This is a genomic window from Hallella sp. (assembly GCF_037460745.1).
In the GTDB taxonomy this organism is placed as follows: domain Bacteria; phylum Bacteroidota; class Bacteroidia; order Bacteroidales; family Bacteroidaceae; genus Prevotella; species Prevotella faecis.
In genome coordinates this window covers 1-15,958 of the sequence record NZ_JAXVAE010000177.1, presented here as the reverse complement: position 1 = coordinate 15,958, position 15,958 = coordinate 1, and the positions used below count along the sequence as shown (strand labels likewise).

Sequence of the window (15,958 nt, the reverse complement as noted above, 5' to 3'; positions counted from 1 at the left end):
ACGTTCACACTAACAACGCTTATAAACGAATACACGTATGAAAAAATATATGATATATGGCCTGGCGCTCATGATGGCTGGTGCCCTTCCTGCCGTCGCACAAGACGATGTTGAGTCGGGCAATGCGGTCAAGTCGGAGCGAACGGCTAAGCCAGTCAAGAAATATGCCACACGCAAGGTGAGCGGTAAAGTGCTCAATGGCGCCTCAGGCAAGCCCATGTCGGGTGCCATCGTCAGCGTGGCTGAGGTCGATGGTTATAGTGCCCTTACCCACAGCGATGGTACCTACGAAATAGAGGTGCCCCTCTTCGCCACCGCCCTGAAGGTTACGGCCCCTGATATGAACCCCGCCCGCTTGGGTCTCACGAAGGCCGCCGATCAGCGCACGGTGAACATTTACCCCAACACCTTCCATAGCGAATATGCCAGTGGCAGCAATCTGCTTGGCACGAAGAGCACTGAGGATTTCAGCTACGCCAACGGCGTGACCATTGAGGACGAGATTCAGAAGCGCCTTGGAGCCGACGTCCACTCCGTACAGCGCAATGGTACGGCGGGTGTGGGTAATGTGATGTTCCTCAGCGGACTCAACTCGCTCAACATCAACGCTCAGCCGCTCATCGTGGTTGATGGAGTCATCTTCGATCAGCAGTACAACCGTACCTTGCTCCACGATGGTTTCCACAACGATATCTTGGCCAACATCTCACCGGCCGATATCGAGAAGGTTACCGTGCTGAAGAACGGAACGGCCCTTTATGGTGCCAAGGGTGCCAATGGCGTCATCCTCATTCAGACACGCCGCAACAAGTCGATGGCCACCCGCATCACGGCAAGCCTCTCGACAGGTGTGACACTCGAGCCCAAGTTCATCGACATGATGAACGCCAGCCAGTATAAGAGCTATGCCGCCGACCTGCTGGGTACCTCAGGAACCACCATCACCGACTTCAAGTTCCTCAACGAGGATCCTTCGTATTATTACTATCCCAAGTATCACAACAATACCGATTGGAAGGACCACGTTTACCGCACAGCCCTCACGCAGAACTATAACATCAATGTGGAGGGTGGTGACGATGTGGCCAACTACAACCTCTCGCTGGGTTATGTCAATAATCAGAGTCCGTTGAAGGACAACGGTTCCAGCCGTTTGAACATCCGCTTCAACACCGACATCCAACTCTCAAAGGCTTTTGGCGTACGCTTCGATGCCAGCTTTGCCAACCAAACACGCGACCTGCGCAACGATGGTGCGCCCGCCAACTACACTGACGGAACACCCACGTCGCCCGCCTTCTTGGCCTACGTGAAGAGCCCCATGCTCTCTCCTTATGCTTATGCTGGCGGTAAGATGAGCAATTCGTTCCTCGACATCACCGATGAGGATTACCTCCAGGAGGCTCTTGCCCATGTCGACAACTATAACTGGAAGCTCGCCAACCCCATCGCCATCCTCGAGTACGGTGAGGCAGAGAACAAGAACCGCTTTGAGAACTCAATGGTCAACCTCAGTGTCACGCCGAAGTACCAGTTCAACAAGCATCTCTTCGTGTCAGAGCATTTCAGCTATAACCTCGTCAATACCAACGAGATGTATTACATTCCCCTCAACGGTGTGCCCAGCTATTACGTGGCCGCTGTGGGAGGTGTGCGTGAGAACGAGGTGCGCTCGCTCGTGAGCAAGCAGAACTCGGTGTTCAGCGACACACGTGTGGATTGGAGCAACCGTTACGCCGGCCACGACCTGCATGTGTTCGGTGGTGCCCGCATCAACTGGGAGAACTACACGCTCAACCAGCAGCTTGGCTACAACACCGGTAACGATAAGACCCCGCAGATGCGCGCCGACCTGATGAACGCCTCCACCTCGGGCACCAACGACAACTGGAACAGTTGGGCCTGGTACGCGCAGGCTGAGTACAACTACCTGCAGCGCTACTACCTGCAGGCCAACCTCACCGCCGAGGCTTCTTCGCGCTTTGGTGTCGACGCCGACAATTCCCTGAAGATCTGTGGCGCACCCTGGGGCTTCTTCTGGGGCGTGCAAGGCGGCTGGGTTGTGAGCAACGAGCCTTGGTTTGCCAAGGTGCCGGGTGTCAACTACCTGAAGCTCTCCGCTGGCTACGATGTAAGCGGTAACGACGACATCGACTACTATGCCGCCCGTTCTTACTTCCGCGCTCGTAAGTTCATGCAGAGCGTCAGCTCGCTCAGCTTCGACAATATTGGTAACACCCATCTGCAGTGGGAGACCACCAAGCGTTTCAATGTGGGTCTTGAGGCCAATTTCCTTGGCGACCGCCTGAACATGCGCTTCAACTACTTCCTGGCCAACACCGATCATCTGCTGACCTATCAGAACCTCAACTATATTTCAGGTTTGGGTGAGAACTGGAGCAACGGTGGTTCGCTGCGCAACCAGGGCTTCGACCTTACCCTCATTGGCAAGGTGCTCGCCACCAAGGACTTCCAGTGGGAGTTGGGCGCAAGCGTGGGCCATTACAAGAACAAGATCACTTCATTGGCTGGCGGTCGCACATCGTTCGACACCAACCTCTATGGCGCTACCATCCACTCAGAGGTGGGACAGGCCGCTAACCTCTTCTATGGTTACAAGACCGCTGGCGTCTTCACCACAAGTGAGGAGGCAGCCGAGGCAGGTCTTTACATCTTGGGCGAGAATGGTGTGGATCGCAACTACTTCGGTGCGGGCGACATGCACTTCGTAGACCGCGACGGCGACCATCAGATCACTGAGGCCGACCGCATGGTGATTGGCGACCCCAACCCCGATCTCTATGGTAACATCTTCACATCGCTCAACTACAAGCGCTTCCGTCTTGACGTCAACTTCAACTACTCGTTGGGCAATGACGTTTACAACTACATGCGCTCGCAGCTTGAGGGCGGCAACCGCTTCCTCAACCAGACCACGGCCATGACCACCCGTTGGCAGACCGAGGGTCAGGTTACCACGATGCCGAAGGCCACCTTCCAGGATCCCATGGGCAACAGCCGCTTCTCTGACCGTTGGATTGAGGATGGCAGCTACCTCCGCCTGAAGACCGTCACGCTGAGCTACACGCTCCCCTTGCATTCAACCTTCCTGCAGGGCTTGCAGTTCTGGATCCAGGCCAACAACCTGTTCACCGTAACCAAGTATCTCGGTTCCGATCCTGAGTTCACCATGACGGGCAATGTGCTCGGTCAGGGCATCGACCTGGGCCAACTGCCCCAGTGCCGCAGCTTTGTCGCTGGTGTGAAGGTTAATCTCTAATCCGACAACCATTATCATTCCATGCCCGCCACCCCGCGTGGGTGGCGAGGCTTCCCAAATAACACATAACCATGAAAACAATGTTCAGCATAAAGGATAAGATCAAGGCTTGTGGCAAACGAAGCCTTCGTTTGGCAGCCCTTCTGCCCCTTGGCCTCTTCTCCTTCCCGTTTTTCACATCCTGCTCCGATTTTATCAATCAGGACTCCGACCGTGTGATCATTGCCGACAAGGACCACCTCAACAGCGCAGAGGACACCCTCTACAGCGTGGTGGGTATTGTCAACAAGTTGCAGGCCATTTCCGACCGCACCATCCTCTTGGGTGAGATGCGCGGCGACCTCTCCGACATCAATGCCAACACCTCGGCCGACCTGCGCGATGTGGCTCTGTTCAACGTGAACGACACCACCAACGCCTACAACTCTCCGGCCGACTACTATGCCGTTATCAACAACTGCAACTATTTCATTGCCAAGGCCGACACAGCACTGAAGAACAACCGCAACGAGTATATCTTCCTCAAGGAGTATGCCGCCGTGAAGGCTTTCCGCGCATGGACCTACATGCAGTTGGCCCAAGTTTATGGCAAGGTGCCTTTTGTGACCGATCCCATCCTCTCGAAGGTCGATGCCGACAAGGACTATCCTAAGTACGACATGCCGCAAATCTGCGAGTATTTCCTCAAAGACCTTCAGGGCCTTGAGACCATCGAGAAGCCCGGCTACGGAAGCATTCGTGGCGTGGCATCGCGCTTCTTCTATTTCCCCATCTACATTCTTGAGGGCGACATGAACCTCTGGCTGGGCAATTACCGCGACGCTGCCGTATGCTATTACAAATACCTCTCTACCCGCAATGGTGTGAATACAGGTTATCCCACCGGCACCTCAGGTGTGGAATGGAGCCGTACCAGCACCCACTGGGACATGATGAGCGATGGTTTCGCTTCGTTCTTCCGCGAGGGTTCCAACTATACGGCCAACAGCGAGCTGGTGACGCTCATCCCTGGCGACTCCATCCCCTCAGAGGGCAACTACAGCCAGTTGCGCAACCTTTTCAACTCGCGTTCCGACAACAATTACAGTGCGTCGATCGTGCCGTCGCAGAGCCTTATCAACCTCTCGGCCGCCCAGACTTATTGTCACTACACGTCAACGCGCAACGTCATTTACGCCCCCTCTGGCCTCGACAATTACCGTTCGGGCGACTTGCGCCTCTCTTCAGCCTTCGCAACGCGTAAGATGGACAACCTGGTGCACAACAAGACCATCGACTATGTCATCAACAGCAAGCACAGCGACCAGAACGTGCAGGTTTACCGCCGTTCAATGGTCTACATGCACTTGGCCGAGGCCCTCAACCGCGCCGGCTTCCCCCGTTTCGCCTTCGAGATCCTGAAGAATGGTCTGAACGACGAGGGCATCCAGGCCAATGTCATTCCTTATTATAAGAACGACTCAGCATGGATTGCCCAGTTCTCATTCCCCTCTAACATGTATGTGCGTCGCTCAGGAGCCTATCCTGCTTTGACGTCAGAGAACACCATGGGTATCCACTCACGTGGCTGCGGTTGGTCTGAGTACAACGAGCGTTACGTCATGCCCGACGATTCTACACTCACAGGCGACGCCCGTTTGAAGTATCAGATCGAGCATGTCGAGGATCTCATCATGGACGAGGACGCCTTGGAGTTTGCCTTCGAGGGCCAGCGTTACTACGATCTCATGCGTGTGGCTTTGCGTCGTGGCAATCCGGCTTACCTCGCCGATAAGATCTATGGCCGTCGTGGTGCCGACAAGGTGGGCGAGATGCGCAGCCTCATTGGCAAGGATCTCTACCAAACCGCCAACTGGTACTTGCCGTTGCCCTAATCCCGACGAATCCCATGTGAACCCCGCTTGTCGGTAAACGCCGACGAGCCTTACCATAGGAGGCGTGCCAATAGCCACACTTCGTAGCCTTTGGCATGCCTCTTTCGTTTCTTTTCAATCCTATTCGTATTATCATTTCCGTTCTATGAAGAAAAGATTATTGCCTCTCCTTCTTGCTGCGTTCACCCTGATGCCACAGGCTTCTCAAGCCAGCAGCAAGGAGATGTTCATGTCGCTGGTTTTCGTGTCGAGCGCACGCCATGCCGACGATATCCAACTTTATACCCACACCTCAGGGTTGCGCGGTCCTGTGGTCGATTTCAAGCGCAAGTATTTCGTCACGCCGAAGCGCAGCTTCCTGCTCAAATCGCTCAAAGGCTTCACCTTCCACATGGAGGTGGTGAGTGGCGTGCGCGACATCCTTTCAGAGGAGGAGAACAAGCCCTTCCCCGTTTATTCGATCGATGGTCGCATGGTGCGTCCCAACGCCATCTCCCTTGAAGGCCTGCCTCAGGGCATCTATATTGTCAAGGGAAAGAAGTATATCGTGAAATGAACCCATAAGCAGAATTACAGATGAAAAAGATATTACTCAGTTTAGTTGTTCTCCTCACCGCGCTGCAGTCGCTTCCTGCGCAAGACTCGCTCTATGTGCAGTATGCCAACCGCTTTCAGGCCAACCGCTACCTTTTCTCCACCGTTGGGCTCGATTCCTTGGAGTTCTTCGCGCGTTCCGCCATGCCCATCATACGTCGTTACTCCAACCAGTACTCTGCAGGCTATAACGATTATCGCGTGAACAATCTTGTCAACAGCGATGGCACGTCCAACGGCATGCTTGTCTTTGGCGATCCGGGTCTCATCCTTTGGAAGCCCACCACCTCCGACCAGAGCTATAACAACGACTACACCGTGGAGACCAATCGCTGGACCTTCAAGCGCAGCAAGGAGAGCGAGCACTTCGTGGTGTTCTGGGATCGTATGTTTGGCGACCATCCCAATGCCTCAACCGTTCCCAGCGACTGCCGTGTCGACATCGACGACCTGCTGAAGAAGGCCGAGAAATTCTACGCAACCAACATCAACCGCCTCGGCATGGTGGTTGTGGATAAGCCCGAGAGCCACAAGAGTCGTCTCCATCAATACAAGATGTCGATCTACCTGCTTTATCCCGGCACCCACGATGGCGTTACCATCGACAACTGGGTGGCCACAGGAGCCGGCAACGACAATGTGATTGGCACCTTGTGGATTACGCCGGCTACGTGCCATCCCGTTGGCTCCACCATCGCCCACGAGATAGGTCACACTTTCCAGTATCAGACCTACTGCGACAATATCATCAATGGCAAGTCCAACGACATGCGCAGTGGTTTCCGCTACGGTTATCCGGGTTCCAACGGAGGTTGTGGCTTCTGGGAGCAGTGTGCCCAATGGCAGGCCCATCAGGACTATCCCTCTGAGACCGTTAGCGATTACAATTTCGTGAACTGGGTGAACAACCATCACCGCCATTTTGAGCACGAGTGGCAGCGCTACGCCTCTTATTGGGAGCAATATTACTGGACCGAGCGCTATGGCCTGAAGGCCCTTGGCCGCATCTGGAACGAGAGCGCTTATCCCGAGGATGCCAACCAGGCCTACATGCGCCTTTTCCTCGACAACAACTACGACACGCTTCGCGCCCAACTCTTCGAGTATGCGCAGAAGACCGTGACCCTCGACTTCAACGATACGCGTATGTATGCCACCAACCGCACGTGGAACGGCATTCAGCCGGCCTACGATGCCTTCACCGTAGCGCTCTACGACACGCTCGATGGTTGGAAACAGATTGGCTATGAGCAGTGTCCGCAGCCCACAGGCTTCAACATCATTCCCTTGCTGGTTCCCGCCGCAGGCACTGAGGTAACGCTCGATCTCCGTGGCGTGGATGCCGGTAGCCAGTTGCCCAAGGCCGACGCGGGCAATCAGGTCAACGGCGATGGCCAGCCCGTGGCCAAGGTACGCAACTACAATGTCACCGCAGTGAGCGGTCATGAAGGCTGGGCCTTTGGCTTCGTGGCCCTTTGTGGCGGCAAGCGCGTGTATAGTCCGATGACGCTCGTAAGCAACACCGACGGCGCCGCTGCCTCTTCGCTGAGCGGCAAGGCCACCTTCAAGGTTCCCGAAGGCGCCACACGCCTCTGGGCTGTGGTGCAAGGCTCACCCACCGAGTATCGCCAATGCCCGTGGGACGACAAGGAGTCGCTCGACGACCAACTGCCCTACCAACTCAAGATCACTGGCGCCAAGTTGAAATAAGCGGGGTGGGGTGATGGGCCTTTCTGGCCTTGGGCAAGATAGGCCTTGTGGACTCGCACACCGCAATGGCTCCGCAGTGCCTATGTAGCCCTACAGGCCCCATCCCCCCATAAGCCATCCCCCCACTCATAATACCTCAAACCCATGCGAACCCTCTTTCTATCCTTCCTTTGCGCCGTGAGTCTTTCCGTCTCAGCGCAGAAGCGCATTTTCATTCCTGAGGAACTACGCTCCATTGATTTTACCTGCGATAGCAGCCGTTATTCGTGGATGCACTCTACGCAGACACGCGACCTCGTGTTCTTCTGGGAGAAAGGCTTTGGCGACAATCCCGCCAACCCGCCACAGCTCGAAGGCCATCCCATGAGCTTCGACCTTGAGAGCCTCAAGGACCGTGTGCAGTATTTCTATCATTTCTTCCGCGACACGCTCCGCTTCAGCTTGCCCGGTAGTAAGGCCGACCGTTACAAGATGATGGTCATGATCAACTACTCGCTTGAGGGCACGGCCTACGGTGGCACCTACGACAATTTCATTGGCGCCCTTTGGGTAACCCCCAACCGCATACAAGACCGCAAGTTCAACTGCTTGGCCCATGAGCTTGGCCATTCGTTCCAGTTGCAGATCCAGGCCGATAGCCTTTCGCCCTGTTGGGGAGGCAGCGGCTTCTTCGAGATGACGTCGCAGTGGATGCTCTGGCTTGTCAATCCCGATTGGCTCACCGACGAGAACTACCACTTCGAAGCCTTTAAGAAACTCACCCACAAGGCTTACCTCGACGGCTCCAACATCTACCACTCGCCCTATGTCATTGCCTATTGGGGCGAGAAGCATGGCCTGACCTCCATTGCCGACCTCTATCGCGATGGCCGCCAGGGCGAGGATCCCGTGATGACCTACCAGCGCCATTATGGCATCAGCCAACAGCGGTTTAACGATGAGATGATCGACTGCTACCAACGTCTCGTCAACCTCGACTATCGCCATGCCTACAAGGAGACGCGCCGTTACGCCTGCCAGTTTGCCACCCCCATGGAGGCCGCTGGCAGTGGTTGGAGTCCCAAGAAGGAGTTTACGCCCGAGGATTACGGCTTCAACGCCATCCGCCTCACGGGTTGCCAGTCGGGCAAGAAGGTGGTGGCCACCGTCGCCGCCAGCGACCAGGCCCGTCGCCAAGGCGGTCTGCGCTATGGCCTGGTGGCTGTTACCGCCGCAGGCAAGGCCGTTTATGGCAAGCCCGTGGCCCATGGTGGCGCTTCGCTGAAGATGCCTGCCGAGCCGCTCAAGGCCGTCTACCTCGTGGTGATGGGCGCTCCCGCGAAGCATCAGCGCCTCTCGTGGGACGAGAAGCGCCCCAACCGGCAATATCCCTATACCGTGACGTTCAACAAGGGTGTACGCCCCGAGTAATCCCCTCCTTATCCCTTCTGGGCAAGCGCATTGGCTGGACACTTCCGGTGATTGCGCTTGCCGTTGGTCTTTTTAGCGCATGAGTCCTGTCCCATCGCGCCACTTTTATTACCTTTGCAACAATGAAACAGAAGATTCTGATTGCCCTTTGGCTTCTCCTGCCCCTGTCGATTGTGGCGCAGCCCATGCGTCCCATGGCGGCGCGCAACATCACCATGGCCGATGGCTTGTGTTCCTATACCGTTCGTGCCTTGGCCCAAGACCCGCGAGGTTTTGTTTGGATGGGCACCGATGGTGCCCTCTGCCGTTACGACGGCACGCTGGTACAGCCCTTCGTCCGTCCGGGTGTCGTCGACCAGTTTGTGGGAGCCATCCAACCCTTGTCGGATGGTTTGGTGGTAGGCACTGCGCAAGGCGCCCTGTTCTTCCGTTTCTCCACTGAGCAGTTTGCGGCCATCGACCAGAAGGCGCACGATGGTGTGCGGCTGACGGCCCGTGTGAGCGGCATCGTGGCCGACCGCGACAGCAATGTGTGGATCGCCACCCATGGCCAGGGCCTCTTCTGCTATTCGCCCCGCACCAAGGAGCTCGCCCATATTGCCGCCCCCCAGGCGGGAGGCTATTTGCAAGGCGTCTATGTCGACAGCCGTAACCAGGTGTATGCCCTGACCGCCCGTGGTCTGCACTCCGTGTTGCTGCTCGATCGTTCCACGAGCCGCCTTACTCCTTTCGCACTGCCAGATGAGGTGAACCAGGGCAAAGTTATGTCGATGTTGCGCCTCGACGATGGCTCCTATCTTTATGGCACATGGTTGCGGGGCCTCGTCACCCCGAAGGGTGTGGTCAATCCTGCCGACAACAGTCTGTACCACATTCATTCGCTTCTGCAACAATCCGACGGCACCGTGTTGATAGGTTCCGATGCGGGACTGTTTGTCTTCCATCCAGACGACCAGTCGGTCACCCCTTTCCCCATGCCCGCCGTCACCCCGTTGCTGGCCTCCGTTCCAGCCTTGTTGCCCAAGTTTGTTTATAGCATGGTTAACGACCGCGAGGGCGGCCTGTGGTTCTCCACGTTCTATGGTGGCGTGTTCTACGTGTCGCCCATGGGCTTCAGGTTCCGTTCGCTGGTTTCAGAGACGTCGCCTTTGTTGCGGGGCAACATTGTGTCGCGCTTTTGCGAAGACCACCAGCATCGCATTTGGGTGGCCTCCGACGATGGCGGTGTCGATTGTTACGATCCCTCCACGGGTCAGATGGTCGATTTCGCCGCCCGAGGCCGACTGGCGAAGGTCAATGCCCATTCCTTCCTGCTTGAGGGCGACGATCTCCTGATAGGCACCTACGGACAGGGCATCTTGCGCATGAACACCCTCACGGGAGCGGTGTCGACAGTTGTGGGTGCTCCCGCCAGCGTCTATTCGCTCTATCGCGACAGTCGTGGCAGGCTGTGGGTGGGTGCCATCGATGGCGTGTTCCAGGCCGATTTGGCCAAGGGTAGTTTTCGCCGCATGCAAACCACCCGATCGCTCACGTCCGACATTATGGAGGATCAGAAGGGCAACGTTTGGTTTGCCACTCAGGAAGATGGCCTGAGCCGTTACGACCGTCAGGGGCGGTGGCGTCGCTACCTTCCCAGCGCCAAGGGCCGCATGACGCTTCCTGTGCGTCAGGTGAGCGACCTCTGTGTTATCCACGACGGTCGTGTGCTTGTGGCCACCCCGTATGGCGTCTATGTATGGCGCCCCGCCACCGACGATTTTGAGCCCTTAGAGCTTGAGTCTCCCACGCGCAACATCAGCGCCATAGTGGAAGATGGCGGTGTGCTATGGCTCTCGTCCGACCAAGGCATCCTGAAGTATTCGGCCACCGATGGCCTGCAGACCTTCAACCGTTACGACGGCATAGCCGGCGAGCAGTTCTGCTCGGCGTCGGCGCTCAAGGGATCCGATGGCTGCATCTATTTTGGCTCGCTCCATGGCTTCACCTGTTTCTATCCTTATCAGGTCAAGGTCAACACCCGTCAGGCGCCGGTGGTCATTACCCGCCTCGACATCCTTGGCCAACCTGTCCCCGCCGGCACCAACCGCTTGCCGCAGGCGCTGACCGCCGCCAGCGAGATCGACATCTATGCGGGCGACGACATGTTTGCCATCCATTTTGCCTCGCTCAGCTATTGCTCGCCCGAGAAGAACCGCTATGCCTATATGCTCGACGGCTTCGACAAGAGATGGAACTACACCGTTACGCCGATAGCCACTTATACGGGTCTGCCTGCGGGCACCTACACCTTCCGGGTGAGAGCCACCAATAACGATGGCGTGTGGTCGGGCGAGGAGGCACGCCTCACCGTGGTGGTGCATCCGCCGTTTTGGTGGAGCTGGCCCGCCCGTGTGTTCTACCTGTTGCTCATAGCAGCCGCCGTGTGGTTCTATTTGCAGATGCGCTTGCGCGCTGCCGAGCGTGCCCACCGCTATGAGATGCGTCGCCTCAATGAGCGTAAGGACCTTGAGGTAAAGGAGGCGCGCCTGCGCTTCTTTACCATGATAGCCCACGAGATACGCACCCCGGTGTCGCTCATCATCGGTCCGTTGGAGACGCTCATGCGCCATGTGGCCAACCATTCCAACGATACCGTACTGGCCTCGCAGGGCGACAGCTTGAAGATGATCGACCGCAACGCCCACCGCTTGTTGGAACTCGTCAATCAGTTGCTCGATTTTAACAAGGTGCAACAGGCAGGCTTGGAGATGCGCTTTGCCGACCGCAACATCTACGACCTGGTGCATGCCGTGGCCGAACGCTTCGCTCCCACGCTCGAGCAGAAAGGCGCCCGCTTCACGGTCGACTATCCGCCTGAGCAGTTTACCGCCATCGTCGACGCCGAGGCCGTGACCAAGGTTATCAGCAACCTCATGACCAACGCCACGAAGTACACCCGCTCGCTGGTGGCGCTCAGTTGTAAGCCAGCCGCCGACGGCCAGACGTTCACCATCACGGTTGCCGACGATGGTGTGGGCATCAGTCCGTCTGACCAAAAGAAGATCTTTGGCGCGTTCTATCAGGCGCAAGACAATAAGCCCGGCACGGGCATCGGACTATCCATTGTGGAGTCGATTGTGAAGATGCACGGCGGAAAGGTTAGCGTCGAGTCGCAGCTGGGGCGTGGCGCCACGTTCACCGTGGTGCTGCCTGTGAAACAACAACTGGCCGTCGCTGCCGAGGACCCCACGCCGGCTCCAACACCCGATGCCGAGGCTCCTGCCGCTGAGTCAGCCCCACAGGCTGTGGCTGCTGTGGCCAGCGCCGCCCCGACGGAGCATCCTTACCTGCTCATCGTGGACGACAACATCGACATGTTGCACTTCCTTACCGATCATTTCCGCGCCGACTACACCGTGGTGAGTGCGCAGAATGGTGAGGAGGCGCTCGAGAAATTGCGCGCCAACCCCATCGCCATGATCATCTCCGACTGGATGATGCCCGTCATGGACGGCCCCACGTTCTGCAGAGAGATACGCAAGGACCGCCGTTACAGTCATATACCGTTTGTGATGCTCACGGCCAAGACCGACGACGCGTCGAAGACCGAGAGCATGAATTGTGGTGCCGACGCCTACATAGAGAAGCCCTTCTCCATGGAATACCTCATGGCTTGCATCCGCAACACGCTCGATATGCGCCACCGCCTCTTCCAGATGTTCTCCACAACGCCTGAGGCCACGGTGAGCGAGATGGAGGCGTCGCCGGTCGACAGCGAACTGTTGCAGCAGATGACGAAACTCATAGAGGATCATATCGACAGCAAGGAACTGAACGTCAACTTCCTGGCCGACCAACTCAACATGAGTCGTTCGGGCTTGTTTGCCAAGGTGAAGGCCATCACCGACGTGACGCCCAACGAACTGATACAGGTTATTCGCCTGAAACACGCCGCCCAACTGCTGCGCGAGGGCAAGTATCGCGTCAATGAGGTGAGCTACATGGTGGGCTTCTCGTCACCCAGTTATTTCTCGAAGTGCTTCACCAAGCAGTTTGGCCAGAAGCCCGGCGAGTTTAAGTAAACCCCATCAACCCCATCCTTATGAAAAAATTAGCATTGGTCCTTTGTCTCGCCCTGACCGTACTTGCGGCCAGTGCGCGCGGCCTGCTCATCACCACCAAGGGCGGTGTGGCAGCCTATTTCCCCATCACCGCCACCGAACGCCCGGTGATGATTTTCGTCAATTCGCAGGTGTGGGTTGAGGGTCGCCACTATCAGTTTGGCGACATCGCCGAGTTCCGATTGGTTGACGCCGACCCCACAGGCGTTCGCCTGCCCATCGTGGCTGAGCGGGCCGGAAGCGCCATCGTGCTCAACACCCTCGCCACGGTGGTGGTTAGCGACCTGGGTGGTAGGCTTGTTGAGGTGCCTGTAAGCCAAGCCGATGGCCGACAGGTGATCGACGTGTCGCGCCTGTCCAAGGGCGCTTATGTTGTGAAGGCCGGAAAAAGCAGTTTTAAGTTTGTAAAGAAGTAACGCGCTATGAGAAGAATTGTTTGGCTTATCTTGGCGCTTACGACCTTGACGGCCCAGGCACAGGAGCGCATCCATGTGCGGATGCGCGATTATAACACCTATTGGGATTTTCCCTACGTCACCACCGACATCGACCATTTTGATTTTTCGGCCGACCGCAGTTTGCTGCGGGCTCTCCGTCCCGACGGTGTGCCCGTTCCTTTTCATGCCGCCAAGGTCGACTCGGTGACCTTCGAGGACGAACCGCTTGAGGAAACGAAGAACCATTACCGCGTGTTCCAACTCTATGTCACCACCAACGACGGCAAGGACATCGTTTCGCGTGAGGCGTATGTGCCCTGCCACATCAGTCTCAACGCATGCGGATCGTTCTCCAACTATTCGGCGCCAGCCTCCATCCGCGGGCGTGGCAACTCGTCGTGGAGCTGGTACGACAAGAAGCCTTACCGCATCAAGCTCGATGCCAAGCATAAGCTGCTGGGACTCGGCAAGGCCAAGAGTTGGGTGTTGCTGGCCAACTACCGTGACATCACCGACCTGATGAATACGTTTGTCTTCGAGGCGGCCGCATGGATGGGCATGCCCTTTACCAACCACACGCGCTATGTGGAGCTCTTTGTCAATGGCGATTATCGGGGCGTGTACCAGCTCACCGAACAGGTGCAGCAGGGCAAGAACCGGGTCAACGTGAGCGATGCTCAGGGCATGTTGCTCTCGCTCGACCGCGACGATGGCCCCGAACTGAGTCCTGCCGCCACCGACAATTTCTGGTCGTCGGTCTATGCCATGCCCGTCTGCGTGAAATATCCCAAGGACGAGGCGCTCACCGCCAATAGGCTCGATTCGGTGAAGCGGCAGCTCGCCATTCTTGAACAAGCCATACAGAGCAAGGACTCGGCGCGCATCTACAGCCTGCTCGATGTGCCGTCGATGATCCATTTCCTACAGTTGCAGGAGTTGGTGGAGAACGTGGAACTGGTGGCGCCGCGCAGCGTGTTCCTCTTCAAGGACGCGGGAGGCAAGTGGACCATGGGCCCGCTCTGGGACTTCGACGCGGGCTACGACTTCGACTGGGCTACCATGACCACAGGCCACAACTATTATGCCGACTACCGTGAGTTGGTGATGGGCTCCGACCCCTTGCGGCGCAATGGCTACGACCGCAACATACCGGCCTTCTTCACCGATCTCTTTGGTTGCCAGGCGTTTGTTACCGACTACAAGGCGGAGTGGAACCGACTGGCCGACAGCATTGTGGCCAAGCCGTGGAGCGAATGTGAACGCTATGTGAAGGAACTCAAGCGGGGTGCCATGCAGCGCGATATGACGCGTTGGCCCATCAAGGGCAAGACGTTTGATAGCGAGGTGGCGGCCCTGCACCAGTGGCTCACCAAGCGTGTGGCGTATCTCAATGGCATCGTCAACGCCTATCCCGACCCTAACCCTGTGGTGCCTGGCGTGAACGACCTCATGGGAACGCTGCGGGTAACCACGGCCATGGCGTGGCGCGACGGGTTCAGTCAGACCAATAAGGTAGTGGTCGACAAAGCACAGTTTTTGAAGCTCATTGGTGTTGGCGAGGCGCAGTTTGACGCGTCGAAACTCACCATTGTGCCCCTCACCACCGATGGCGAGGAGGGGCACAACGGCACGAACGGCACCTACGGCGCATGGTTCGACGCTAACGGCAATCCCAGCACCTTCGCCAATGGCCATGTATATATCGAGGTGTTCAACGATCTCTTCCGTTGGAACTGTGGGCTCTATCAAGACAACTGCTACGATGCTGCCCACACCGTGACCATGCAAATGCGCTACCAGGATGGTGGCAAGGTGAAAAAGGTGAACGTCGTTGTGACGTTTACCATCCTTGGCGCGGGTTGGTAAGTCCTTCCTTGTAGGCCTAATTCCCCGTCTCCCTATTGTTCGCCATTTGTCGAAAGGGAAGGGATGGGGTGTGGTTGCTTCTAAGGGCAATGGGTGCTTGGAGTTAACCCCGTCAACGAAGAAGGGGGTAGGAGAACGGGCTTGTGTTATGATTTTTGGTTAAAAAGATGGTTCGCGTTTCGAGGTGAAATAGAGCGCGAAACGGGCATTTTGGCAGAGCGGAAGACGTGTTTTTGAGCGTTGGTTTTGCGAAAGATGCCCATTCGTGTTGCGAAAGACCATGTATCGTCTTGCGAAACGTAAGGTATCGAGGCGCGGTCGGGCATGTTTCGCAGTGCGATTAGGCATGTTTTGCAAGGCGCAATGTGAAATCTGACGTGGGGGATGATGGTGCAAATCTGTAATATGTTGGATGTCAGATGGTTGTGCAAATATGCGGAGAATCGCGTATTTGCGTCCGAAGGCATGGCTGTTTCCAAAAAACAATGTAGTTATGGGGGAGGAATGTTGACTTCTTTCTGTGCTTGCCGATTTGCGAACCCTTTTCCCTATGTCGTTGAAGGCCATCCTCTTGCGGAAAGCGTCGGCGTCTGAGGGGGTGGCGGCATGGCATACTTGTGATTTTTGACTATTGCTGTCCGGTAAAACTTTTCAAACAAGACAAATTAGGGCTGACACTTCTCA

At 56.7% G+C, this 15,958-nt stretch carries 8 protein-coding genes; all 8 read left to right on the top strand.

All coding sequences use genetic code 11. The annotated features are described in order from the left end of the window. Nucleotides 1-37 precede the first annotated feature (37 nt). The 8 genes from WKK33_RS11600 to WKK33_RS11565 all read left to right on the top strand — a co-directional run bounded on the left by WKK33_RS11600 (nt 38) and on the right by WKK33_RS11565 (nt 15,274). Nucleotides 38-3,280, top strand: coding sequence for a SusC/RagA family TonB-linked outer membrane protein (locus tag WKK33_RS11600; protein ID WP_337934017.1), 3,243 nt, complete (start codon nt 38-40; stop codon nt 3,278-3,280). A gap of 71 nt (nt 3,281-3,351) precedes the next feature. After that, entirely contained in the window at nt 3,352-5,154 is a 1,803-nt protein-coding gene (locus WKK33_RS11595; RefSeq protein WP_337934015.1) for a RagB/SusD family nutrient uptake outer membrane protein, read from the top strand. A gap of 145 nt (nt 5,155-5,299) precedes the next feature. Then, nucleotides 5,300-5,710: a hypothetical protein gene (locus WKK33_RS11590; protein WP_337569001.1), complete on the top strand. Its 411-nt coding sequence runs from the start codon at nt 5,300-5,302 to the stop codon at nt 5,708-5,710. A gap of 20 nt (nt 5,711-5,730) precedes the next feature. Further along, on the top strand, nt 5,731-7,458 hold the full coding sequence (locus WKK33_RS11585) for a DUF6055 domain-containing protein (RefSeq protein WP_337934013.1): 1,728 nt from the start codon (nt 5,731-5,733) through the stop codon (nt 7,456-7,458). A 144-nt stretch (nt 7,459-7,602) separates the two neighbouring features. Further along, nucleotides 7,603-8,868, top strand: a complete 1,266-nt coding sequence (locus tag WKK33_RS11580; protein ID WP_337934011.1) for a DUF6055 domain-containing protein — start codon at nt 7,603-7,605, stop codon at nt 8,866-8,868. A 122-nt stretch (nt 8,869-8,990) separates the two neighbouring features. Further along, a complete protein-coding gene (locus WKK33_RS11575) occupies nt 8,991-12,932 on the top strand; it encodes a two-component regulator propeller domain-containing protein (protein WP_337934009.1) in 3,942 nt (1,313 codons plus the stop codon). Between the two features lie 20 nt (nt 12,933-12,952). Continuing rightward, nucleotides 12,953-13,387, top strand: a complete 435-nt coding sequence (locus WKK33_RS11570) for a T9SS type A sorting domain-containing protein (protein ID WP_337934008.1) — start codon at nt 12,953-12,955, stop codon at nt 13,385-13,387. Between the two features lie 6 nt (nt 13,388-13,393). Continuing rightward, nucleotides 13,394-15,274 carry a CotH kinase family protein gene (locus tag WKK33_RS11565; protein WP_337934007.1) on the top strand — a complete coding sequence of 627 codons (1,881 nt, stop codon included), beginning with the start codon at nt 13,394-13,396 and terminating at the stop codon, nt 15,272-15,274. Nucleotides 15,275-15,958: the final 684 nt, after the last annotated feature.

Excerpts from the sequence above, each read along its gene's own strand:
- WKK33_RS11565 (WP_337934007.1), top strand. The coding sequence starts at position 13,394 with ATGAGAAGAATTGTTTGGCTTATCTTGGCGCTTACGACCTTGACGGCC.
- WKK33_RS11590 (WP_337569001.1), top strand. The coding sequence starts at position 5,300 with ATGAAGAAAAGATTATTGCCTCTCCTTCTTGCTGCGTTCACCCTGATG.
- WKK33_RS11575 (WP_337934009.1), top strand. The coding sequence starts at position 8,991 with ATGAAACAGAAGATTCTGATTGCCCTTTGGCTTCTCCTGCCCCTGTCG.
- WKK33_RS11580 (WP_337934011.1), top strand. The coding sequence starts at position 7,603 with ATGCGAACCCTCTTTCTATCCTTCCTTTGCGCCGTGAGTCTTTCCGTC.
- WKK33_RS11570 (WP_337934008.1), top strand. The coding sequence starts at position 12,953 with ATGAAAAAATTAGCATTGGTCCTTTGTCTCGCCCTGACCGTACTTGCG.
- WKK33_RS11595 (WP_337934015.1), top strand. The coding sequence starts at position 3,352 with ATGAAAACAATGTTCAGCATAAAGGATAAGATCAAGGCTTGTGGCAAA.
- WKK33_RS11600 (WP_337934017.1), top strand. The coding sequence starts at position 38 with ATGAAAAAATATATGATATATGGCCTGGCGCTCATGATGGCTGGTGCC.
- WKK33_RS11585 (WP_337934013.1), top strand. The coding sequence starts at position 5,731 with ATGAAAAAGATATTACTCAGTTTAGTTGTTCTCCTCACCGCGCTGCAG.